The 21,402-nt window shown below is 73.7% G+C and carries 20 protein-coding genes; 12 read left to right on the top strand and 8 right to left on the bottom strand.

The window, feature by feature from the left end; translation table 11 throughout:
- Window positions 1-166: 166 nt before the first annotated feature.
- From gcl to sucC, 5 genes are all read right to left on the bottom strand, one after another.
- Complete coding sequence (gene gcl, locus ACFPL3_RS09265) at window positions 167-1,864, bottom strand: glyoxylate carboligase (RefSeq protein WP_425564219.1); 1,698 nt, start codon at window positions 1,862-1,864, stop codon at window positions 167-169.
- Between the two features lie 17 nt (window positions 1,865-1,881).
- Window positions 1,882-2,760: a 2-hydroxy-3-oxopropionate reductase gene (locus ACFPL3_RS09270; protein ID WP_343944558.1), complete on the bottom strand. Its 879-nt coding sequence runs from the start codon at window positions 2,758-2,760 to the stop codon at window positions 1,882-1,884.
- Window positions 2,757-3,617: a hydroxypyruvate isomerase family protein gene (locus ACFPL3_RS09275; RefSeq protein ID WP_343944559.1), complete on the bottom strand. Its 861-nt coding sequence runs from the start codon at window positions 3,615-3,617 to the stop codon at window positions 2,757-2,759. Before ACFPL3_RS09275 ends, ACFPL3_RS09270 begins: the two co-directional genes overlap by 4 nt.
- 68 nt (window positions 3,618-3,685) lie before the next feature.
- Window positions 3,686-4,597, bottom strand: a complete 912-nt coding sequence (sucD, locus tag ACFPL3_RS09280; RefSeq protein ID WP_379588717.1) for a succinate--CoA ligase subunit alpha — start codon at window positions 4,595-4,597, stop codon at window positions 3,686-3,688.
- A gap of 2 nt (window positions 4,598-4,599) precedes the next feature.
- Window positions 4,600-5,763: an ADP-forming succinate--CoA ligase subunit beta gene (sucC, locus tag ACFPL3_RS09285; RefSeq protein ID WP_343946855.1), complete on the bottom strand. Its 1,164-nt coding sequence runs from the start codon at window positions 5,761-5,763 to the stop codon at window positions 4,600-4,602.
- Window positions 5,764-5,891: 128 nt separating this feature from the next.
- Between sucC and ACFPL3_RS09290 the strand changes: the two genes are divergently transcribed.
- Window positions 5,892-7,265: an MFS transporter gene (locus ACFPL3_RS09290; protein WP_343946856.1), complete on the top strand. Its 1,374-nt coding sequence runs from the start codon at window positions 5,892-5,894 to the stop codon at window positions 7,263-7,265.
- A gap of 52 nt (window positions 7,266-7,317) precedes the next feature.
- Here ACFPL3_RS09290 and ACFPL3_RS09295 read toward each other — a convergent pair whose 3' ends face one another.
- Entirely contained in the window at window positions 7,318-7,506 is a 189-nt protein-coding gene (locus ACFPL3_RS09295) for a hypothetical protein (RefSeq protein WP_343946857.1), read from the bottom strand.
- Window positions 7,507-7,714: 208 nt separating this feature from the next.
- Window positions 7,715-8,434 (bottom strand): GntR family transcriptional regulator, encoded by a 720-nt coding sequence (locus ACFPL3_RS09300; protein ID WP_343946858.1) that lies wholly within the window; start codon window positions 8,432-8,434, stop codon window positions 7,715-7,717.
- 145 nt (window positions 8,435-8,579) lie between these two features.
- On the opposite strand from ACFPL3_RS09300, the gene arfB reads away from it, so the two are divergent.
- The 8 genes from arfB to ACFPL3_RS09340 all read left to right on the top strand — a co-directional run bounded on the left by arfB (window position 8,580) and on the right by ACFPL3_RS09340 (window position 18,040).
- Window positions 8,580-9,008 (top strand): alternative ribosome rescue aminoacyl-tRNA hydrolase ArfB, encoded by a 429-nt coding sequence (gene arfB / locus ACFPL3_RS09305; protein WP_343946859.1) that lies wholly within the window; start codon window positions 8,580-8,582, stop codon window positions 9,006-9,008.
- An 83-nt stretch (window positions 9,009-9,091) separates the two neighbouring features.
- Window positions 9,092-10,420, top strand: a complete 1,329-nt coding sequence (nhaA, locus tag ACFPL3_RS09310) for a Na+/H+ antiporter NhaA (RefSeq protein ID WP_343946860.1) — start codon at window positions 9,092-9,094, stop codon at window positions 10,418-10,420.
- A 118-nt stretch (window positions 10,421-10,538) separates the two neighbouring features.
- Window positions 10,539-11,774 carry a Na+/H+ antiporter NhaA gene (gene nhaA / locus ACFPL3_RS09315; RefSeq protein ID WP_343946861.1) on the top strand — a complete coding sequence of 412 codons (1,236 nt, stop codon included), beginning with the start codon at window positions 10,539-10,541 and terminating at the stop codon, window positions 11,772-11,774.
- 84 nt (window positions 11,775-11,858) lie between these two features.
- Window positions 11,859-12,380, top strand: coding sequence for a phage holin family protein (locus ACFPL3_RS09320; protein WP_379588722.1), 522 nt, complete (start codon window positions 11,859-11,861; stop codon window positions 12,378-12,380).
- A 5-nt stretch (window positions 12,381-12,385) separates the two neighbouring features.
- Window positions 12,386-13,321 (top strand): alpha/beta fold hydrolase, encoded by a 936-nt coding sequence (locus tag ACFPL3_RS09325; protein WP_343946863.1) that lies wholly within the window; start codon window positions 12,386-12,388, stop codon window positions 13,319-13,321.
- Between the two features lie 71 nt (window positions 13,322-13,392).
- Window positions 13,393-14,658, top strand: coding sequence for a phosphoribosylamine--glycine ligase (purD, locus tag ACFPL3_RS09330; RefSeq protein WP_343946864.1), 1,266 nt, complete (start codon window positions 13,393-13,395; stop codon window positions 14,656-14,658).
- A 252-nt stretch (window positions 14,659-14,910) separates the two neighbouring features.
- The gene (locus tag ACFPL3_RS09335) at window positions 14,911-16,767 is read left to right on the top strand and encodes a hypothetical protein (protein WP_343946865.1); all 1,857 of its coding nucleotides are present in this window, start codon (window positions 14,911-14,913) and stop codon (window positions 16,765-16,767) included.
- Between the two features lie 154 nt (window positions 16,768-16,921).
- Window positions 16,922-18,040, top strand: coding sequence for a pyridoxal phosphate-dependent aminotransferase (locus ACFPL3_RS09340; RefSeq protein WP_343946868.1), 1,119 nt, complete (start codon window positions 16,922-16,924; stop codon window positions 18,038-18,040).
- Window positions 18,041-18,182: 142 nt separating this feature from the next.
- On the opposite strand, the gene ACFPL3_RS09345 is transcribed toward ACFPL3_RS09340, so the two are convergent.
- Entirely contained in the window at window positions 18,183-19,289 is a 1,107-nt protein-coding gene (locus ACFPL3_RS09345; protein ID WP_343946866.1) for a threonine aldolase family protein, read from the bottom strand.
- 160 nt (window positions 19,290-19,449) lie between these two features.
- Between ACFPL3_RS09345 and ACFPL3_RS09350 the strand changes: the two genes are divergently transcribed.
- From ACFPL3_RS09350 to ACFPL3_RS09360, 3 genes are read left to right on the top strand one after another with little or no spacing between them, the layout of a single operon-like run.
- The gene (locus tag ACFPL3_RS09350) at window positions 19,450-19,968 is read left to right on the top strand and encodes a SigE family RNA polymerase sigma factor (RefSeq protein WP_343946867.1); all 519 of its coding nucleotides are present in this window, start codon (window positions 19,450-19,452) and stop codon (window positions 19,966-19,968) included.
- Window positions 19,969-19,981: 13 nt separating this feature from the next.
- On the top strand, window positions 19,982-20,722 hold the full coding sequence (locus ACFPL3_RS09355) for a hypothetical protein (RefSeq protein WP_379588725.1): 741 nt from the start codon (window positions 19,982-19,984) through the stop codon (window positions 20,720-20,722).
- Window positions 20,723-20,742: 20 nt separating this feature from the next.
- On the top strand, window positions 20,743-21,315 hold the full coding sequence (locus ACFPL3_RS09360; protein WP_343945749.1) for a TetR/AcrR family transcriptional regulator: 573 nt from the start codon (window positions 20,743-20,745) through the stop codon (window positions 21,313-21,315).
- Window positions 21,316-21,402 lie beyond the last annotated feature (87 nt).

The following is a 21,402-nucleotide window of genomic DNA, read 5'->3' on the forward strand; positions in this document are numbered from 1 at the left end:
CTCTATCGGACGAGGGTGCCGTTCGTACGGCTGCGCGGAGGTTCAGGAACGTGGCGTTCCTGAACCCCGTCGAAGCGGGGCCCTGCGGTGACGGCGCGCAGCACCGCACCACGTACGAACGGCACCCCCGTCCCGCTCTATCGGACGGGGGTGCCGTTCGTACGTGTCAGTCGGCCACGGGCACCAGGTCCGGCACCGGCTCGAACTCCGTGATCGCGTCGAGGGACGGGCCCATCGCCGCGTTGGCCTCGCGCTCCACCATCACCTCGACGAGCACGGGCAGCTGCTGGGCCTCGGCCTCGAGGGAGGCCCACGCGAGCGCGTCGGCGATCTCGTCGGGCTGCTCCACCCGCCGGGCGGGGCACCCGAAGGCCTGCATGAGGGTGACGTGGTCGATGCCGCCCTCCCCGTAGTGCAGGTCGACCGCGTAGTTCATGTCGTAGCCGAGCTCGGCCTGCCGGATCAGCCCGAGGTACTCGTTGTTGACCATGACGATGACGAACGGGATGCGGTACTGCGCCGCGACGGCCACCTCCTCCATGAGGAACTGGAAGGAGTAGTCGCCCACGACGGCCACCACCTGCTTGTCCGGGTGGGCGCACTTCACGCCGATCGCGGCCGGCACCTCCCAGCCGAGCGGGCCGGCCTGCCCGCACACCAGGTAGTGGCGGGGCCGGAACGTCTGCTGGAACTGCCCGGACCAGATCTGGTAGAGCCCGATCGCCGTGACGAACGTGGTGTCCGGCCCGAACGCCCGGTTCAGCTCCCGGTAGACGCGCGGCGGCTTGATCGGCTTGTCGTCGAAGTCGTCGCGGCGCAGCAGCGTGCTGCGCAGCTCGGCAACCCGCTCCACCCAGCTTCCGGGCGCGTGCCGGGGCGAGGCGTGGCGGGCGTGCTCGGCGAGCGCGGCGAGCGTGGGCCGGGCGTGCCCGACGATCCCCAGGTCCGGTTCGAACACCTTGCCGATCTGGGTGGGTTCGATGTCGACGTGGATGAACCGGCGGCCGCGCCGGTAGGTCTCCAGGTCGCCGGTGTGCCGGTCGCCGAAGCGGGCCCCGACGGCGAGCACGAGGTCGCTTTCGAGGAACGCCGCGTTGCCCCACCGCGTCTGGGTCTGGATGCCCGCCATGCCGGCGAAGAGCGGGTGGTCCTCGGGGAACGCGCCCTTGCCCATCAGGGTGACCTGCACCGGGATCTGCAGGTGCTCGGCGAGCGAGCGCAGCTCGTCCGACGCCTCGGCACCGATCACGCCGCCGCCGGCGAGGATGATCGGGCGCTCGGCCTCCAGGAGCATCGCGACGGCCGCGGCGATCGGTTGCGGCCGCGGCTCCGGGACGTCGACGGGCAGCGGGGCGTCGAGTGCGGCGTCGTAGACGCAGGTGCCCTTCTGGACGTCGAGCGGCAGGTCGATGAGCACCGGACCCGGCCGCCCCGAGCGGGCGATGCGGAACGCCTCGCGGAACACCCAGGGAGCCTGGGCGGGCTCCTTGAGCTGCACCGCCCATTTCGTCACGGGCTTGGCGATCTCGACGATGTCGACCGCCTGGAACGCCTCCTGGTGCAGCTTCGCCCGCGGCGCCTGGCCGGTGATGCAGATCATCGGGATGGAGTCGGCCAGCGCCGTGTACAGCCCGGTGATCATGTTGGTACCGGCTGGGCCGGAGGTTCCGATCGACACCCCGACCTTGCCGGTGGCTCGTGCCCACCCGTCGGCGGCGTGCGTGCCGCCCTCCTCGTGCCGCACGGTGAGGTGGCGGATGCCGCTCTTCCGCAGCGCGGCGTAGAGCGGCAGGATCGCCGCCCCGGGAATGCCGAACACGGTGTCGACGCCCTCCGACTCGAGCACCGCGGCGACGGCTTCCATGCAGGGGATCCGGGTCATCAGGCAGCCTTTCCCGAGACGTTCTCCAGCACCTTGAGCAGCGCGGAGTGGTCGAGCGAGCCGTGGCCCTGGGCGCGGGCGGCGGCGACGAGCTGGGCGGTGAGGGCGGTCATCGGCAGCGCGACGCCCGCCTCGCGGGCCGCGGCGAGCGCGATCCCCATGTCCTTGTGGTGCAGGTCGATCCGGAAACCCGGCGCGAACTGCCTGGCCACCATCGACTTGCGCTTGAGCTCGAGGATCCGGCTGCCCGCGAGCCCGCCCGCCAGCACGTCGAGCGCGGGGCCCGGGTCGACGCCGGAGGCCTCCAGCAGCACGATGGCCTCGGCGACCAGCGCGTAGATCCCCCCGACGACGAGCTGGTTGGCGGCCTTGACGGTCTGGCCGGCGCCGCTCGGCCCGACGTGCACGATCGTCGTGCCGAGCACCTCGAGCACCGGCCGGGCCGCCGCGAACGCCTCGGCGTCGCCGCCCACCATGATCGACAGGACGCCGTCGACCGCGCCCTTCTCCCCGCCGCTCACCGGTGCGTCCAGCGCCCGCACGTCGCGCGCCGCGGCCGCCGCGGCGACGGCCACCGAGGTGTCCGGCCGGATCGTGCTCATGTCGATCAGCAGCAGGCCGGGTTCGGCGTGCTCGAGCACGCCGCCCGGACCGAGGACGACCTCCTCCACCTGCGGTGAGTCCGGCAGCATGGTGATCACCACGTCGGCGGCGGTCGCGGCCGCCACCGAGTCGACGTACTTGCCGCCCGCCGTCACGAGCCGTTCCGCCGCGGCCTGCTGCACGTCGTGGCCGAGCACGGTGTGCCCCGCGGCCACCAGGTTGGCGGCCATCGGGCCGCCCATGATCCCGAGCCCGATGAAGCCGATCGTGCTCATGCGTTCTCCTCGACGGTGGCGGATCGCAGCGGACGGGGGAGCCAGTCGAAGCTCTCGGCGCTCGGGCCGCCCGGCTTGTACTCGAGCCCCACGTGGCCGGAGTAGCCGCTCGCGGCGAGCCGGTCGAGCACGGCGGGCCAGTCGAGCTCGCCGGTGCCCGGCCGGCCGCGGCCGGGCGGGTCGGCGATCTGGACGTGGACGAACCGGTCGGCGCGCAGCTCCACGAGGCGTTCGACCGGCTCGCCCATCCGCGCGAGGTGGTAGAGGTCGGCGAGGAAGCCCACGTTCGGCACGCCGTGCACGACCTTGAGGTAGTCGACGAGGTCGAGCGCCTTCTGCGACGACGTGATCGGGTAGTGCGGGCTCTCGTAGCTGTTCAGCGCCTCGATCACGACGGTCGCCCCCACCCGCTCCGCGGCCGCCGCGGCGAACACGAGGTTGTCGGTGGCGAGCTCCCGCTGCTCCGGCACGGTGCTGCGCGGGTCCCGGTTGCCGTAGAGCGCGTTGAGCACCGTGCACCCCAGCGAGGCCGCGAACCCGACGGCCACGTCGACGTTCGCCCGGAACCGGGCGCTGTCGCACGGGCGGGAGAGCAGCCCGCGGTCGCCCGCCGCCATGTCTCCGGCGTCGAAGTTCAGCCCGACCAGCCGCACCCCGGCGTCGGTGATCGCGGTGCGCAGCGCGTCCAGGTCGCGGTCGGCGGGCACCGGGTCGGGGAACGGCCACCACAGCTCGACCGCGTCGAACCCGGCCGCCGCCGCGGCGGCGGGGCGCTGCAGCAGCGGCAGTTCGGTGAAGAGGATGGACAGGTTGACGTCGTAGCGCAGGGGTGGGGTGGGCAGGACGGGGTCGGGCATGCGGCTCCTCCCGGAGTCGGCGGTGCGGCGAGGTGGTGGGTGCCGGTGCGGCCTGAACCTCGAGCGGCTCAGGCCGGCGACGAACTCAGCTCGGTGGCGGCGGCGAGCTGCTCCCGCATCAGGGCGGCGGTCTCGCTGGGCGTCTTGCCCACGGTGACGCCGGCTGCCTCGAGGGCGTCCTTCTTGGCCTGGGCGGTGCCGGCCGAGCCGGACACGATCGCCCCGGCGTGCCCCATCGTCTTGCCCTCGGGCGCGGTGAACCCGGCAACGTACCCGACCACGGGCTTGGTGACGTTGGCCTTGATGAAGTCCGCGGCGCGTTCCTCGGCGTCGCCGCCGATCTCGCCGATCATCACGATCGCCTTCGTGTCCGGGTCGGCCTCGAACGCCTCGAGCGCGTCGATGTGGGTGGTGCCGATCACCGGGTCGCCGCCGATGCCGATCGCGGTGGAGAAGCCGAACTCCCGCAGCTCGTACATCATCTGGTAGGTCAGCGTGCCCGACTTCGACACCAGCCCGATCGGGCCCGGCCCCGCGATGTCGGCCGGGATGATCCCGGCGTTCGACTTCCCGGGCGAGATGATCCCCGGGCAGTTCGGGCCGATGATCCGCGTGCGGTTCCCGGTGGCGCAGGCGTGCGCCCACACCCGCGCCGAGTCGTGCACGGGGATGCCCTCGGTGATGACGACGGCCAGCCCGATGCCCGCGTCGATCGCCTCCACCGCCGCGTCGGCCGCGAAGCGCGGCGGCACGAACAGGACGCTGACGTCGGCGCCGGTCTCGGCCATGGCCTCCGCGACGGTGCCGAACACGGTGAGGTCCCGGCCGCCGATCGTGACGGAGGTGCCGGCCTTGCGGGCGTTCACGCCACCGACGACCTCGGTGCCCGCGGCGAGCATCTTCGCCGTGTGCTTGGTGGCCTCGCTGCCGGTGATGCCCTGGACGATGACGCGGCTGTGCTCGTGCAAGAAGATCGACATTGTCAGGCTCCCGCCGCTGCCAGCGACGCGGCCCGGTCCGCCGCGTCGTCCATCGTGGCCACCTGGGTGACCAGGGGGTGGTTCGCCTCGTCGAGGATCCGGCGGCCCTCGACCACGTTGTTGCCGTCCAGCCGCACCACGAGCGGCTTGGTGGCCCCGTCGCCGAGGATCTTCAACGCCTCGACGATCCCGTTGGCCACCGCGTCACATGCGGTGATCCCACCGAACACGTTGACGAACACGCTCTTCACCGCCGGGTCACCCAGGATCACGTCCAGACCCGCGGCCATCACCTCGGCCGAAGCGCCACCACCGATGTCCAGGAAGTTCGCCGGCTTGACCCCGCCGTGCCGCTCGCCCGCGTAGGCGACCACGTCCAGCGTCGACATCACCAGGCCCGCACCGTTGCCGATGATCCCGACCTCGCCGTCCAGCTTGACGTAGTTCAGGTCCTTGGCCTTGGCCTTCGCCTCGAGTGGGTCCTCGGTGCGCCGGTCGACCAGGTCGGCGTGCGCGGGCTGGCGGAAGGCGGCGTTCTCGTCGAGGGTGACCTTGCCGTCGAGGGCCACGACCTCGCCCTGGCGCGTGCGCACCAGCGGGTTGACCTCGACGAGCGTGGCGTCCTCCGCCACGAACGCCGACCACAGGCTGCTGATCACCTTGGCGGCATCGGCGGCCACCTCGGCCGGCAACGCGGCGGCGATCCGGGAGGCGGTGTCGGGGTCGACGCCGCGCAGCGGGTCGATCGGCACCTTGAGCAGCGCCTCCGGGCGCTCGACGGCCAGCTGTTCGATCTCGACGCCGCCCTCGGCGGAGCACATCGCGAGGAACGTGCGGTTCGAGCGGTCGAGCAGGAACGAGAGGTAGTACTCCTCGGCGATGTCGCTGGCCTCGGTGACCAGCACCCGGTGGACGGTGTGGCCCTTGATGTCCATGCCGAGGATGGCGGCGGCCTTCTCCTGCGCCTCCTCGGGTGTCCGGGCCAGCTGCACGCCACCCGCCTTGCCCCGTCCACCGGTCTTCACCTGGGCCTTCACCACGACCGTCCCGCCGAGCTCACGGGCTCGGTCGGCGGCCTCGGCGGCGGTGTCGGCCACCGCGCCGCGGGGGACCGGTACGCCGTGGGCGGCGAAGAGGTCCCTGGCCTGGTGCTCGTAGAGGTCCACAGTGCGGTCTCCCGTCTGCCGCGAGCAATGGCGGTCGACTGTATGCAGTATGGAGAAAGTTGTCCAGGGCTCTTGTGCTCTGGGTCACGCGTGACGCAGACTCGGCATACTGTATGGAGGGAGTCGACATGGGGATGCCGCACCCGGGGGCCGTCCGGGAGATCCGCGACAACCACGGGCGCCGCTACCGCGTGGGCGAGTCACCGATGCAGCTCATCGGCCGCCCGCGATCCAGCGTGCTGTGGCAGGCCTGGCTGCCGATGGCCGCCGTCGGCGTGCTCCAGTACGGGTACGGCGCCGCGGTTCCGGCGCTCATGGAGCGCAACGGCTGGAGCCTCGTCGGCGCGATCTGGCTGCTCGCGGGGTGGACGGTCATGCAGGCGGGCGTCGGCCTGCCCACCGCCTACCTGCGCGAACGCCACCGCATCGGACCCCGCCCGGTGATGGTCGCGGGCGCGGCGCTCTCCGCCCTCGGGCTCGTCGCGCTCGCGCACAGCACCGACCTGCTGGGCGCGCTCCTCGGCTACGCCCTCCTCGGGGGCACCGGGGCGGGCCTGGTCTACGCGGCGTGCACGTCGACCGTGGCGAAGTGGTACCCCGAGCGCATGGGCCGGCGGGTGAGCACGGTGACCGGGGCCTTCGCCTACGGGTCGGTGCCGTTCATCGTGGCCGCCGTGATCGGCCTGGACGCGGCCAACCTCACGCCGGTCCTCGACGTCGCCGCGGTGGTGCTCTTCGTGCTCGTGGCCGGTCCCGGGCTCTTCTTCCGCGACCCACCCCAGCGGTGGTGGCCCGAGGAGGTCGACCCCAGGGCGTGGGCGCTGCGCAACCCGGCCCGGCGGATGAACCCGCCCGCCATCCGCGACTTCTCACCCGCGCAGGCGATGCAGACCCGCGTGCTGCCCGTGATGTGCCTGATCCTGCTCGGCGCCGGGGCGGTGTCGCTGTTCAACGCGGCGTTCCTCGTCGTTTACGCGGGCGGCGTCACGGCCACCGCGGGCCTCGTGGCGCTCGCCGCGGGCCTCTTCGCGGGCGTCAACGGGGCCGGGCGGGCGTTGTCCATGGGCATCTCCGACCGGCTCGGCCGCTGCCGCACGCTGAGCGCGGTGCTCACCGTGCAGGGGGTGGCGCAGTTGCTGTTCGCGCTGTCGGCGGCCAGCGGCTCCACGAGCGCGCTCGTCGTGGCCGCGACCCTGGCCGGCCTCGGCGGGGGCGGCTTCTACCCGATCTTCGCCAGCTTGGCGCGGGAGTACTTCGGCGAGCAGAGCGCGCTCGAGGTGCACGGCCTGGTGTACAGCGCCAAGGCCGCGGGCGGGGTGCTCGGCCTCGGGCTGGCCGTGCTCGCCGTCACGAGCTGGGGCTGGGCCGCCGCGTTCACGGGTGCGGCCGTCGTCTCGCTGGTCGCGGCCCGGGCCACGGCGGCGCTGCAGCGCCCCGGGCTGCCCAGCACCCTCCCGCTGCCCCGGATCCCCGAGCAGCAGTCGTCGCGCTACGCAGTCTGAACATGACTGTGGCCGCCCCGATCGGGGCGGCCACAGTCATGTCAGGCGTTCGTCAGGCCCGGGTGAAAGGACGGTCCTCGGTGGTCGGACGGCTCCGGGTCGTGAGCGGGGTGCCCTCGGCGCCCCGGGCGCGCTGGGCCCGCAGCGCGGCGTCCAGCCCGAGACCGATGCCACGGCCGTCGGCCGAGGAGCCGCGCGGGAGGTCCGCAAGGGACCGGATGAAGTTGCGCAGCGTACGCATGCTTGTCACCTCCGTGATCAGGGTTCCCCATCCGCGGCCCGGCATGCGAGATCGGGCGCGGTGGCGTCGTTCGGTCGGCGCGCGGGGACGGCCGGCGCTCGGCACTGCGCGCCGGATGGTCGTGCGGGACCCGCCCGTCGGGCGGGGTGTGAGATCCGGCGTCGTCGTCGACGCCGTGCGTGCGCCGGGCCCATGCGGCCCGGGTCGGTCAGGGGACGCGACCCCGCAGGGCGGGAGCGTCCTCGTCCGCGTCGTCGCGGTGCTCCAGGTAGGACTGACGCGTGTGCTCGGTGTGGGCGGCCATCACCTCGCCCGCGCGGGCGGCGTCGCCCGCAGCGATGGCGTCGATCAGGGCGGCGTGCTCGATCCAGGACTGCTCGCCGCGGTGGCGCGCCACCGGCGTGTAGTACCAGCGGACCCGCCGGTCGACCTGGGCCGCGAGCTCGACGAGCACGTCGTTGCCGGACATCGACATCACGGCTTTGTGCAGCTCGGCGTTGAGTTCCACCATGGTGGAGACGTCCTCGGCGGCGAGGGCCGCCTGGCCGCGGTCGCACAGCTCGCGCAGGCGCGCCACGCCCTCCTCGGTGGCCCGGCCGGCGGCGAGGCGCGCCGACTCGGTCTCGAGCAGGCTGCGTACCGCGAGCAGCTGGTCGGCCTCCTCGACCGTGGGCGTGTGGACGAACGCGCCGAGGCCCGGTCGCAGGTCGACCCATCCGTCGTTCTTGAGCCACTGGAGGGCCTCACGCACCGGCTGTCGCGATACGCCCAGCATCATGGCGAGCTCGCTCTCCACGAGGTGCTGGCCGGGCTCCAGGTTCCGGCTGACGATCATGTCCAGGATCGCGGTGTAGACGCTCTCGCGGAGCGGCACGGGCCGGGCGATCCGCCGGCTTCCGGCCTCGGTGGGCGTCTCTGACAGTGCCATCGCGTACTCCTGGACCTCCGGTCGACTGCTTACAGCATACAAAGTGCTGAGCCTGTCTGAGCTGTTCCGCGCCGTGAACATGCTCACTCCGGCCGAAAGGGGTACACCGCCCCCGTCCGGACACCCCCTTCGGCATCCTGTAGCGGTGGCCGAACCAGACCTCCCGGTGCGACGCGCCGTGGTGCTGCCCGGCCGCGAGCTGCACTGGCGCTTCTCCCGTTCGTCCGGCCCCGGCGGCCAGGGCGTGAACACCACGGACTCGCGCGTCGAGCTGTCGTTCGACCTCGCCCGTTCGCCCAGCGTGCCCGAAGCCCTGCGCGAGCGCGCGGTGCGCAGGCTCTCCGGCCGCCTCGTCGACGGCGTGCTCACGGTCGTGGCCGCCGAGCACCGCAGCCAGCTCCGCAACCGCGAGGCCGCCCGGGAACGCCTCGCCGGCGTGCTGCGCGAGGCCATGCGCGCCGATCCGCCGGCGCGAAGGCCGACCCGGCCCACCCGCGGCTCCGTGCGCAGGAGGCTCGACGCCAAGGCGCGCCGCGGAGCGGTCAAGCGGATGCGCGGCCGCCCGGAGGATTGACCGGCCGGCAGCAGTTAGGGTGGCTCCAGGTGTGCCGGGAAGCCTGGTCGGCGAGTCGATCGCCGACGTCCCGAGGAGCACCGATGGACCCGAACGCCCGCCGCACGCCGTCCCTGCTCACGCGGGGCAGCTGGCCCGAGGTGCGGCGCATCGGCGACATCCTGCGCACCGAGACCGTGGGTGGCGTCCTGCTCGTCGTCGCCGCGGCGCTCGGGCTGGCGTGGGCGAACTCGCCGTGGGGTGAGGTCTACCGGGCGCTGTCGGACCTGCAGGTCGGCCCGAGCGCGCTGCACCTCGACCTGTCGCTGCACACCTGGGCGGCCGACGGCCTGCTCGCGATCTTCTTCTTCGTGGCGGGGCTGGAGCTCAAGCGCGAGTTCGTCGCCGGCGATTTGCGCGATCCGCGGCGCGCGGCCCTGCCCGTCGCCGCGGCGGTCGGCGGCATGGCCGCTCCCGCGGTGCTCTACGCGCTGACCAACAGCGCGAACACGGCTGCGCTCGTCGGCTGGGCCATCCCCACCGCGACCGACATCGCCTTCGCGCTGGCCGTGCTCGCGGTGATCAGCACGCACCTGCCCTCCGCGCTGCGGACGTTCCTGCTCACGCTCGCGGTGGTCGACGACCTGCTCGCGATCACGATCATCGCCGTCTTCTACACGGAGACGCTGGCGTGGGGTCCGCTCGCGCTCGCGATCGTGCCGCTCGGGTTGTTCGCGGTGCTCGTGCAGCGGCGGGTGCGGTCGTGGTGGCTGCTGCTCCCGCTGGCCGTCGTCACGTGGGTGCTGGTGCACGAGTCCGGCGTGCACGCCACGGTGGCCGGGGTGCTCCTGGGGTTCACCGTGCCGGTCGTCCGGCGCGCGTCCGGGCCGGGACCCGGGCTCGCCGAGCACTTCGAGCACCGGTTCCGCCCGCTGTCGGCGGGCGTCGCCGTGCCGGTCTTCGCGTTCTTCGCCGCCGGTGTGACGCTCGCGGGAGCGGGCGGGTTCGGCGCGAGCCTGGCCGACCCCATCACGCTCGGGATCGTCGCCGGCCTCGTGTTGGGCAAGCCCCTCGGGGTACTCGGCGCCACCTGGGCCGTGCAGCGCTTCACCGGGGCGCGGCTGGCCGACGACCTGGGCTGGCCGGACCTGTTCGGCCTGTCGCTGCTGGCCGGGATCGGGTTCACCGTCTCGCTGCTGATCGGCGAGCTCGCCTTCGGGCCGGGGAGCGAGAGCGACGAGCGCGTCAAGATCGGTGTGCTGCTCGGCTCGCTGATCTCGGCGCTGCTGGCCACGGTCGTGCTGCGGCTGCGCAACCGGCGCTACCGGCGCATCTGCGCCGAGGAGGAACGCGACACCGACGCCGACGGCGTGCCCGACGTGTACGAGCCCGAGCCCGACGGGGGCTCCTCCCCCGGGGAGGCCGGGCGGTAGGGCTCACATCCGCACGATCTTCCTGGGCCCCGGTCCGGCCGTTAGGGTTCCCGCAGGGCGTGCCGGGAAGTCTGGTCGGCGACGTTTTCGCCATGCCTTCCGACGACCGGAGATCCCCGTGCAGGAGCGTCGCCCAGCCAGCCCCGTCAGCGAGTTCGCGCGCTTCCTGCGCACCGAGACCGTCGGCGGCGTCGTCCTGCTCGCCGCCACCGCCGTCGCGTTGATATGGGCGAACTCGCCCTGGTCGGGCGCCTACGTGGCGATGCGGGAGACCGTGGTGGGGCCCGCAGGCCTGCACCTGGACCTGACGCTCGCGACGTGGGCCACCGACGGGCTGCTGGCCATCTTCTTCTTCGTGGTCGGGCTGGAGCTCAAACGCGAGCTGGTGATCGGGGAGCTGTCCACCCGCAGCCAGGCCATGCTCCCGGTCACGGCCGCGCTCGGCGGCATGATCGTGCCCGCGCTCCTCGCCCTCGCGGTGGGCTGGGGCGAACCCGCCATGGAACAGGCGTGGGCCATACCCGTGGCCACCGACATCGCGTTCGCACTGGGCGTGCTCGCGGTCGCGGGCTCGGCATTGCCGACGAGCGCCCGCATCTTCCTCCTCGGCCTCGCCGTGGCCGACGACCTCGGCGGCATCATCGTGATCGCGGTGCTGTTCAGCAGCGGGCTGAACCTCCTGTGGATCGGGGCCGTCGTGCTCGCGGGCCTCACGTACTGGTGGCTGCAGCGCAAGCGCGTGCGCGCGTGGTGGCTGTACGTGCCACTCGGGGTGTTCACCTGGATCGCGATGCACGAGGCCGGGATCCACGCCACCATCTCGGGCGTGCTGCTCGGCCTGCTCACCAGGGTGAAGGCCGACCCCGGTGAGGAGTACGCGCCCGCACTGCGCCTGGAGCACCGCCTGCAGCCCTGGTCGGCGGGCTTCTGCGTGCCGGTGTTCGCGCTCTTCGCGGCCGGCGTGCCGATCGGGTCGGACGCGCTGCGCGCCGTGTTCACCGAGCGCGTCGCGCTCGGCATCGTCGTCGGGTTGCTGGTCGGCAAGCTCATCGGCATCTTCGGGGCGTCCTGGCTCGTGATCCGGTTCACCCCCGCGGACCGTCCGCGCGGGCTGAGCTGGCGCGACCTCGCGGCCGTGTCGATGCTCGGTGGGGTGGGGTTCACGGTGAGCCTGCTCATCGCCGAGCTGTCGCTGGCCGACCACCCGGACCTGCTCGACACGGCCAAGGCCGGGGTGCTCGTGGCCTCGGCCTCGGCGTCGCTGATCGGAGCGGCGATGGTGATGCGGCGTGTCCGCGTGCGCGCCCGGGAGAACGGCGACAACGGGGGCGACGAGGGGTCCGCGCCCGCTTGATCACCCGCGGCACGCCGGTCCTCCTGACCGGCATCGTGCAAGGTGGCGTGGGAGGATGCCCGCATTCGCCCATGACCCGGACAGATGAGCAGGAGGACCGTGGTGGCCAGCCCGACCAGCTCCGGCGGCGGGGACGTTCCGCCCGTCCTGCCGTCGATCCCGCTCGCGCCGGAGCCCGTCCGATCCGCTGGTGAGCAGTCGATCGGCGAGCTCGTCCGCGAAGCCACGACGCACGTCTCCACGCTGGTGCGCGCGGAGGTCGAACTGGCGCGCGCCGAGGTCACGGCAGAGGTGAAGAAGGGCCTGCAGGGCAGCATCTTCTTCGTCGTCGCGCTGACGATCCTGCTGTTCAGCCTGTTCTTCCTGTTCTTCACGCTGGCCGAGGTGCTCGCCATCTGGCTGCCGCCCGCGGCGGCTTTCGGCATCGTCTTCGGCGTCATGCTGCTCACCGCCGGGCTCTTCGCCTTCCTCGGCTACCTGCGCGTGCGGCGCATCCGCAAGCCGGAGCGCACGATCTCCTCGCTCCGCGAGTCGGCGCAGGTGCTCGCCCACCGCGGCCACGACGACGACGGCCATCCCGAGCTGACTGCGCGCCAAGGCGCCTGAGGGCGGTGCGCCGGGCCGCGCCGGACGCCTCCTCGCTCCGGTTGCCGGGTCCGTGGACGCACCGGGCCGTCTCCGCCAACGGGATCCGGCTGCACGTCGCCGAGTGCGACGGCGGCGGCCCGCTCGTGGTGCTGCTGCACGGCTTCCCGGAGTTCTGGTGGGCCTGGCGCCACCAGCTGCCCGCGCTCGCCGATCGCGGGTACCGCGTGGTGGCCGCCGACTTGCGCGGCTACGGGGAGTCCGACAAGCCGCCCCGCGGCTACGACCTCTGGACGCTCGCGGGTGACGTCGCCGGGCTGATCAAGGCGCTCGGGGAACCGCGCGCCCACGTCGTCGGGCACGGCTGGGGCGGGCTCGTCGCGTGGACGGTGACCGCGCTGCACCCGCGGCTGGTGTTGTCGCTCGCCGCGTTCGGTGCCCCGCACCCGCTCGCCGTCCGGTCCGCGGTGGTGCGGGACCCGCGCGGGCAGGGGAGGGCGACGGCGGCCTACGGCGCGGCGTTCCAGCTCCCGCGCTGGCCCGAGCGGTCGCTGCGGCGCGAGGGGGGAGCCCGGGTGGCGCGGATCCTGAGTGCCTGGTCGGGGCCGGACTGGGTGCGCACGCAGGACTTCACCGAGGCCGTGGGGCACTACCGGCGTGCCATCCAGGTGACCGGCGTGGTGCACAGCGCCCTCGAGTACTACCGGTGGGCGGCGCGGTCGCAGCTGCGCGCGGAGGGGAGGCGGTTCGCCGCAGCCGTGGCGCGGACCCCGTCGGTGCCGGTGCTGCAGGTGCACGGCGCGCTCGACCCCTGCGCGCTGCTGCCCACGGCCGCGGCTTCCCGGCACTGGGCGGGTCCCGAGCACCGCCTGGACGTCGTGCCCGGCGCCGGTCATTTCCCGCACGAGGAGAGCCCCACGGCCTCCACCGACCTCCTCGCCGGGTTCCTCACCCCCTCGTGAGTGGTAACAGGTGCTCCCGCACCCGTATCCGCTCACGACGGCCCCGGTCAGGCCATCTACGATTCTGCAACGTGCGCGTCCTGGTCGTGGGGTCCGGTGCTCGGGAGCACGCCATCGTCCTCGCCCTGGCGCAGGACCCCGGCGTCACGGCGTTGGCCTGCGCGCCGGGCAACGCCGGCACCGCCACCGTGGCGGAACAGCTCGGCGTCGACGCGGCCAACCCCGCCGCACTCGCGGCGCTGGCCCTCGACTGGCGCGCCGACCTCGTCGTCATCGGACCGGAGGCGCCGCTCGTCGCCGGTGCCGCCGACGCCATCCGCGCCGCCGGCATCGCGTGTTTCGGGCCGAGCGCCGCCGCCGCCCGCATCGAGGGCTCGAAGAGTTTCGCCAAGGACGTCATGGCCGCGGCCGGCGTCAACACGGCCACCGCCGTGGTGGTCGACAACCCCGCGCACCTGGACGCGGCCCTCGCCCGGTTCAGCCCGCCCTACGTCGTGAAGGACGACGGCCTCGCCGCCGGGAAGGGCGTGGTCGTGAGCAGCGACATCGACGTGGCCAGGGCCCACGCGAGCACGCTCCTCGACGGCGGGCACCCGGTGCTGCTCGAGTCCTACCTCGACGGGCCGGAGGTCTCGCTGTTCTGCCTCGTCGACGGGGAGACGGTGCGGCCGCTCCTGCCCGCCCAGGACTTCAAGCGCGTCGGCGACGACGACTCCGGCCCCAACACCGGCGGCATGGGTGCGTACGCGCCGCTGCCGTGGGCGGGCCCCGGCCTGGCCGACGAGCTGGTGGAGAAGGTGGTCGGCCCGGTGGCGGCGGAGCTGGTGCGCCGCGGCACGCCGTTCAGCGGGCTGCTCTACGCCGGCCTGGTGCTCACCTCGTCCGGCCCGGCCGTCATCGAGTTCAACTGCCGTTTCGGCGACCCCGAGACCCAGGTGGTGCTGGCGCTGCTGCGCAGCTCGCTCGCCCGCCTGCTCCACGCCACCGCCACCGGCAGGCTGGCCGAGGAACCCGCCCCCCAGTGGGCCGACGGCGCCGCCGTCACGGTGGTGGTGGCCGCCGAGGGTTACCCCGGTCCGCCCCGCGTGGGTGATGTGATCACCGGGGCCGACGCGCAGGGCGTGCTGCACGCGGGCACCCGGCGCCGCGACGACGGCGCCGTGGTCTCGTCCGGCGGACGGGTGCTGTCGGTGGTCGGGACGGGCGCCAACCTGCCCGCTGCCCGCCAAGAGGCCTACAACCGATTGGAGCAGGTGCACCTGCCCGGCTCCCACCATCGGACGGACATCGCCCTCCGGGCGGCCGAGGGGACCATCTCTGTACCCGCTCGATCGTGAAATCGGGTCCTCCGAACAGGTGACATTTGCGATCTCTTGGCGTACGCTCCGGGCCGTGAAGCGCATGCTCAGTGCCCCCATCAGGGTGAGGCGTGCCGTTCGGGGGTCGCTCTCCGCGATTTGCACCCCGAACGGGTGGCGCGCCAGGGTCTGCGCACCCGGGGTGATCACGTCGTCGCCGCTCCCCACGACGGCTCCCTGCTGATCACGTCGGGTCCCTGTTCGCTCCCCCGAGAAGACACGAGGACTCGAATGACGAACAACGCACGGCCTCGACACGCAGCCCCGAGCCGCGCGTCGAAGATCGCCGGGCGCGCCGCGGTCGGCGTCCTTGGCGCGCCGATGGCCATGATGGCCGCGGCCGGGCCGGCATCGGCCGCTGCAACGAGCGCCCAGGTCGACAACGACGAGTCGGGCACCGACCTGCAGCTGTCGATGGTGGGGTCGGTGCTGCCCGGGCTCGAGGCGCTGGGAGTTGAGGGACTCCCCGGCGCCGAGCAGGTCACCCAGGGGCTGGCCGGCGACCTCGACGTGTTCGAGGTCACCAACGCGCTGTCCACCGCGCCCAGCCTCGCCAACGGCGTGGCCTCCGAGCTCGGTGCCGACCTGCTGCCGGTGGTCGGCGACCTGCCGGTTGCCGGCGTGCTGTCGGGCTCCGACCTCACCGAGCTGCCGGGCGCCGACGTCCTGCCGCTGGTCGGCGACCTCGAGGGCCTGCCCGTCGTCGGCTCGATCGAGCCGCCCCAGCCCGTCGACGTCAACGTGATCGAGAACACCGTCGGTGGCCTGAGCGGCAGCCTCCGCACGCTCGACCTCGATGCGCTGCGCGACCTCGACCTCGACGACCTCCCGGCCGACCTGCGCGACGTCCCGCTCGGTGACCTCGCCGACGCCCTGGACGACCTCGACATCGACCTCGACGAGCTGCCGGACGTCCTCCAGGACCTCGACCTGGACAACCTGCCGCGGATTCTGCAGAACGTCGAGCTGAGCCAGCTGCCCGCCGTGGTCGACGGGCTCGAGCTGGGCAAGGTCACGTCGGTTCTCTCCGACCTCGACCTGCCGGTCGACCTGAAGAACCTCGACCTCGACGAGCTGCGGAGCGTCCTGTCCGGCCTCGACCTGGACGACGTCGACCTCGACGATCTCGACCTCCGCGAGCTGCGCACCGCCCTGTCGGACCTCGACCTGAAGGGTCTCGACCTCGACGAGCTGCGGAGCGTCCTCTCCGACCTCGACGTCGACGGGCTCACCGACGAGGTCTCCGACACCCTCGCCACCGTGCTCAACGGCAACGCCCTGCGCGCCGGTCTCCCGCTGGGCCTCGGCAACCTCGACGACGACGAGGCCCGCGGCCTGCTGGCGGGCGTGCTCGGCTCCGACGCCGACGACAAGGTCCGCAGCGGGCTGGTCTCCGGCCTGCTCGGCGGGTCGCGCGACAGCGACGATGACGACGACCGGCGCGGTGGCCTGCTCACGGGCCTGCTGGGCGGCGGCTCCTCGCGCGAAGCCGCCGACGACGACCGCGACGACGACCGCAGCGGCGGCCTGCTCACGGGCCTGCTCGGCGGTGGCTCCACGCGCGCCGTCGACTCCGACGACGACGAGGACGACGACGAGCGCTCGGAGCGCCGCGGCGGCCTGCTGTCCGGGCTCCTGGGCGGTGGCGCGTCGCAGCGTGCCGACGCCGACGACTCGGACGACGACGAGGACTCCGACGAGCGCCAGGAGCGCCGCGGTGGTCTCGTGTCCGGCCTGCTCGGTGGCGGCGGCTCGCAGAAGGCCGACGCCGACGACTCCGACGAGGACGACGACTCCGACGAGGAGTCCCGCGACTCCGACGACGAGCGCCGCGGCGGTCTCCTCGGCGGCCTGCTCGGCGGTGGCTCCGACCGCGGCGGCGACGAGTCCGACTCCGACTCGGACGAGAAGGGCTCCGACGAGTCCGACTCGGACGACGAGAAGGCTTCTGAGGAGTCCGACTCCGACGAGGGCGACTCCGATGACAGCGACTCGGACGAGGGTGACTCGGACGACAGCGACTCCGACGGGGGCAACTCCGGCGGCGACCGCTTCTCGGCCAAGGATCTGGTCTCCGGCCTGCTCTGACAGCCGGGAGCACATCCCGGTGCGGATCGGCGGTCGCCCTCCATCGACGTGGGGCGACCGCCGATCCGCATAAGCTCCGAACGTGCCGACCCAGCCTGTTCCCACCGCCCGGCTCACGGTCGCCGCGCGGGCCGCGGTGCCCCCGTTCCACGTCATGGACGTGTGGGCGGCGGCTGCCGAGCGCCAGCGCACCCACGGCGACCTGGTCAACCTCTCCGCGGGCCAGCCCTCCACGCCCGCCCCGGCGGCCGTGCGGCAGGCCGCCGCGGCAGCCCTCGACGGCGACGTGCTCGGCTACACCGTCGCACTCGGGATCCCCGAGCTGCGCGAGGCGATCGCCGGGCACTACGCCCGCACCTACGCGCTGGACGTGCCGCCGGAGCAGGTGGTGGTCACCACCGGCTCGTCAGGCGGGTTCCTGCTGGCGTTCCTCGCCGCGTTCGACGTCGGCGACCGCGTGGCGCTCGCCCGCCCCGGCTACCCCTGCTACCGCAACATCCTCACCGCGCTCGGCTGCGAGGTCGTCGACCTGCCCTGCGGGCCGCAGACCCGCTACCAGCCCACCGTCGCGATGCTGGAGGCGCTCGACGAGCCCGTGAAGGGCCTGGTCGTGGCGAGTCCGGCCAACCCCACCGGCACCGTGCTCGACCCCGCTGAGCTGGCCGCGCTCGCCGAGTACTGCGAGCGCACCGGCGTGCAGTTGATCAGCGACGAGATCTACCACGGCATCTCCTACCCGGGCGCCCCGGCCACGTCGTCGGCGTGGACCACCTCGCGCGAGGCGATCGTCGTCAACTCGTTCTCGAAGTACTTCTCCATGACCGGCTGGCGGCTCGGCTGGCTGCTCCTGCCGCCCAGGCTCCTGCGTGCCGCCGACCGCCTCACCGGGAACTTCACGATCTGCCCACCCGCCCTCGCGCAACGCGCGGCCCTCGGTGCCTTCGAGGAGTCGAGCTACGCCGAGGCCGACGGGCACGTCGACCGGTACGCCGTGAACCGGGAACTCCTCCTGGACGGCCTCGGCGCGGCGGGCATCACCCGGCTCGCGCCGGCGGACGGTGCCTTCTACGTCTACGCCGACGTCTCGCACCTCACGGCCGACTCGATGGAGTTCACCCAGCGCCTGCTCGCCGAGACCGGAGTGGCCACGGCACCGGGGATCGACTTCGACACGGTGGACGGCGGCCGGTTCATCCGGATGTCCTTCGCCGGGGCCACCGCGGACATCGAGCTGGCCCTCGAGCGCCTGGGAGCGTGGCTGCCGCGGGCCTGACCTGACCCGAGGGCTCCGCTACGGAGTGCAGCCCCGGGAGGCGTCCCCGAAGTTCAGGAAAGCCACATTCAGGGCCGTACAGGCCCGGAAAGTGGCTTTCCTGAACCCCGGGGCGAGGGGCGGCGCGCACGGCGCGTGACGGTCAGCGACGGCCGGGCCGCACCGGGGAGCGGCGGCCGTCGACGCGGCCCGCCGTGTCGTCGATCGGCCCGATCCGGTGCAGGGCGGTGGCGATGTCGGCGTCGGTGAGGTCGGCGTGGGTCATCAGTCGCACCTGGCCCGACATCGGCACCGCGCGCACGCCGGCGGCCTCGAAGCGCTGCAGGGTGCCCGCGAGGTCGGCCACCGCGACGAGCACGATGTTGGTCTGCGGCACCGAGGCCTGCCAGCCGCGTTCGCGCAGGCCCGCGGCGAGCGTGCGGGCGCGTTCGTGGTCCTCGTGCAGGCGGTCGATGCGGTCGAGCGCCACGAGGCCCGCGGCGGCCACCACGCCGCCCTGCCGCACGCCTCCGCCGAGCATCTTGCGCAGCCGCCGGGCGTCGGCGACGAACTCGGACGAGCCGGCCACCACCGAACCGATCGGGGCGCCGAGGCCCTTGCTGAGGCAGACCTGCACGGTGTCGACGCCGACGGTGAGCGCGGCGGGCGGGACGCCGAGCGCGACCGCGGCGTGCCAGAGCCGGGCGCCGTCGAGGTGCACCTTGAGCTTCGCCCCGCGTGCCGCGGCGACGACGCCCGCGTGCTCGTCGGGTTCGGTGACGGTGCCCCCGGCCGCGTTGTGGGTGTTCTCGAGGCACAGCAGGGTGGTGCGCAGCGCGTGGTAGGGCGCGTCGCCGCCCGCCGCGGCCCGGCGCACCGCGGAGGGCGTCACCTTGCCCGGCCCGGCGTCGTGCGCGAGCGGGCGGGGCATCCCGCCGGCGAGCCACGCCGCGGTGCCGAGCTCGCTGTCCAGCACGTGGGCGCCGGCCGGCGCGAGGAAGGCGTCGCCGCGGCCCAGGTGGTGCATGAGTGCGATGAGGTTGCCCATGGAGCCGCTGGGCGTCCACAGGGCGTCGGTCGCGCCGAGCAGCCCGGCCACGCGGAGTTCGAGCTCGCGCATCGTGGGGTCGCGGTCGAGTACGTCGTCGCCCACCTCGGCCGCGGCCATCGCCGCACGCATCTGCTTGGTGGGCTTCGTGACGGTGTCCGAGCGGAGGTCGATCGGGCCGTCGTGGGCCGCAGATCGCCGGGCTCGCGAGGTGGGTCGCACGACCCTCGATTCAACCAGGAGGAGACGGCGCGGCGGCGGGAGGGTCACGGAACGGTCACAGTGTTGGGCCATTCGGGGGAATCAGAGCGGCTCGGCCAACCACGGACGAGGATGCTCGCGTCCCTTGCACGACGGACCGGCGGGAAGGGGGAAGGGCCGGGTGGACGACGCCAGCGAGCGGGAGTTCGCCGAGTACTTCCGCGCGCGCCGCGACGCCGTGCGCCGCACGGCCTTCCTGCTGTGCGGCGACTGGCACCGCGCCGACGACCACGCGCAGTCGGCGTTCGTCAAGCTGCACCGCCACTGGCGGCGCATCCGCGACCGCGACGCGCTCGACGCGTGGGTGCGCCGCACGCTCGTGCGCTCCATCGTCGACGAGTCGCGGCGGCCGTGGCGCCGGGAACGGGCCACGGCGGAGCTGCCCCCGGACACGGCGGTCACGCCGTCGGCGTCGGAGGCGGTGACCACGCGCCACGTGCTCGTCGACGGCCTGCGGGCGGTGCCGCCGCGGCAGCGCGCCGTGCTCGTCCTGCGCTACCTCGACGGTCTCGACGTCGCGGGCACGGCCGCGGCGCTGAACTGCAGCGAGGGCACTGTCAAGAGCCAGACCGCACACGGGCTGTCGGCGCTGCGCGCCGTGCTCGGCGACGTACTCGACGACCTGCGACCGGCCGGATAGGGAGGTGGGGGACATGACCGACGACGAGCGGCTCGGGGCGCTGTTCCAGGCCGCCGCCTCCGAATCCGCACCCGAACCCGGGTTCGACCACGAGACGGTGGTGCGGGCGTCGCGGCGGGTCACGGCCCGGCGTCGCGCCGCCGTGGTGGTCGGCGGGCTCGCGCTGTTCGCGGCGGTGGGCGTCGGCGGGGCGATCGTGCTCCCGGGGCAGCCCACCGGCGGCGGGGAGTCGGCCACGGTGGCCGCGCCGATGGTCGCCCCGGATGCGCCGAACGCCGACGCTCGGGCGGAGCGGCAGGCACCCCCGCCCGCTGCGGCGGAGCGTGCGCCCGGTGCCGCGCCGGACGTGCGCATGGCGCCCGAGCCGGGGGCGGCGGCCGTCGGGGGGCCGCCGCCGCTGGGGCCGGGCACCACCGAGTGCGCCGACCGGCAGGACCCCGCGCTGCGCGCCGTGCTGGAGGAGTTCCTCCCCGAGGTGGCCGGTGCGCCCGAGGCCGGGATCACGATGGAGTGCAGGCCGCGGGGTGAGCGGGGCGTCAACCTCGAGGTGCGCGACGGCGCGGCGGCCGGGCTGCTCACCGTGCAGTACCTGCCCCCCGCCGTCGAGCCCGGCCCGCTGGAGGGCGCGGTCTCGGCCCCGACGGCGAGCGGCGGCACGGTGGTGGTCGTGACCCGCGGCGACGGTCCCGGCACGCCCGCCCCCTTCGCGGACCGGCTGGACGCTCTGGCCTCGCAGCTGGCCCCCCGCCTCTGACGGCGGAGGAGGATGGCGGCGTGGGTACGAGCAAGGGGGAGAGGCGGCGGCACGAGCTGGTGACGGCCGCCGCCGCCCTGCTGCGCTCGGGCGGGTTCGACGCCGTGCGCCACCGGGCGGTGGCCGAGCGCGCCGGCCTGCCGCTCGCGTCCACCACGTACTACTTCTCCTCCCTGGAGGAGCTGGTCACGGCGGCCGTCGAGCGCACGGGGCGCGACGAGCTGGCCGAGGTCCGCGCGCAGCTCGACGCCCTCCCCGAGGACGTCCTCGGCACGGCCGAGCTGGTGGAGCTGGTGCTGGACCACCTGATCGGGCCGGAGTCGCGGGAGCAGGGGCTGGAGGCCGCGCTGCTGCGCTACGAGCGGCTCGTCGGTGCCGGGCGGCGGCCGTACCTGGCGCCGTTGATGCGCAAGATGCGCGACGAGTTCGACGCCCTGCTCGGCGAGATCCTCGCGCGGTCCGGCCGTTCGCTCGACCCGGTGGCCGTGCGCGACCTCGTCTCCCTCGTCGACGGGGCGGTGGTGAGCGCGCTGATCGAGGCCGACCCGGACCCCCGCGCCGTCGGCCGCGAGCTCCTCCTCCGCACCCTCTGACCGAACGCAGAACTCGGCCCGTGAAACGCGAGACTCGCGTCCGGTGTGTGTGGTGCCCCCGGATCTCCGCGAGTCTCCCGTCTCGGT

The organism is Pseudonocardia zijingensis, assembly GCF_042657305.1.
Lineage (GTDB): Bacteria > Actinomycetota > Actinomycetes > Mycobacteriales > Pseudonocardiaceae > Pseudonocardia > Pseudonocardia zijingensis.

Bases quoted from the DNA above. Each gene is read 5' to 3' on its own strand.
- gcl (WP_425564219.1), bottom strand. From the start codon at position 1,864: ATGGAAGCCGTCGCCGCGGTGCTCGAGTCGGAGGGCGTCGACACCGTG.
- ACFPL3_RS09355 (WP_379588725.1), top strand. From the start codon at position 19,982: ATGACCGACGACGAGCGGCTCGGGGCGCTGTTCCAGGCCGCCGCCTCC.
- ACFPL3_RS09335 (WP_343946865.1), top strand. From the start codon at position 14,911: ATGACGAACAACGCACGGCCTCGACACGCAGCCCCGAGCCGCGCGTCG.
- ACFPL3_RS09270 (WP_343944558.1), bottom strand. From the start codon at position 2,760: ATGAGCACGATCGGCTTCATCGGGCTCGGGATCATGGGCGGCCCGATG.
- ACFPL3_RS09295 (WP_343946857.1), bottom strand. From the start codon at position 7,506: ATGCGTACGCTGCGCAACTTCATCCGGTCCCTTGCGGACCTCCCGCGC.
- ACFPL3_RS09320 (WP_379588722.1), top strand. From the start codon at position 11,859: ATGAGCAGGAGGACCGTGGTGGCCAGCCCGACCAGCTCCGGCGGCGGG.
- sucD (WP_379588717.1), bottom strand. From the start codon at position 4,597: ATGTCGATCTTCTTGCACGAGCACAGCCGCGTCATCGTCCAGGGCATC.
- ACFPL3_RS09340 (WP_343946868.1), top strand. From the start codon at position 16,922: ATGGACGTGTGGGCGGCGGCTGCCGAGCGCCAGCGCACCCACGGCGAC.
- ACFPL3_RS09290 (WP_343946856.1), top strand. From the start codon at position 5,892: ATGGGGATGCCGCACCCGGGGGCCGTCCGGGAGATCCGCGACAACCAC.
- ACFPL3_RS09300 (WP_343946858.1), bottom strand. From the start codon at position 8,434: ATGGCACTGTCAGAGACGCCCACCGAGGCCGGAAGCCGGCGGATCGCC.
- nhaA (WP_343946860.1), top strand. From the start codon at position 9,092: ATGGACCCGAACGCCCGCCGCACGCCGTCCCTGCTCACGCGGGGCAGC.
- ACFPL3_RS09275 (WP_343944559.1), bottom strand. From the start codon at position 3,617: ATGCCCGACCCCGTCCTGCCCACCCCACCCCTGCGCTACGACGTCAAC.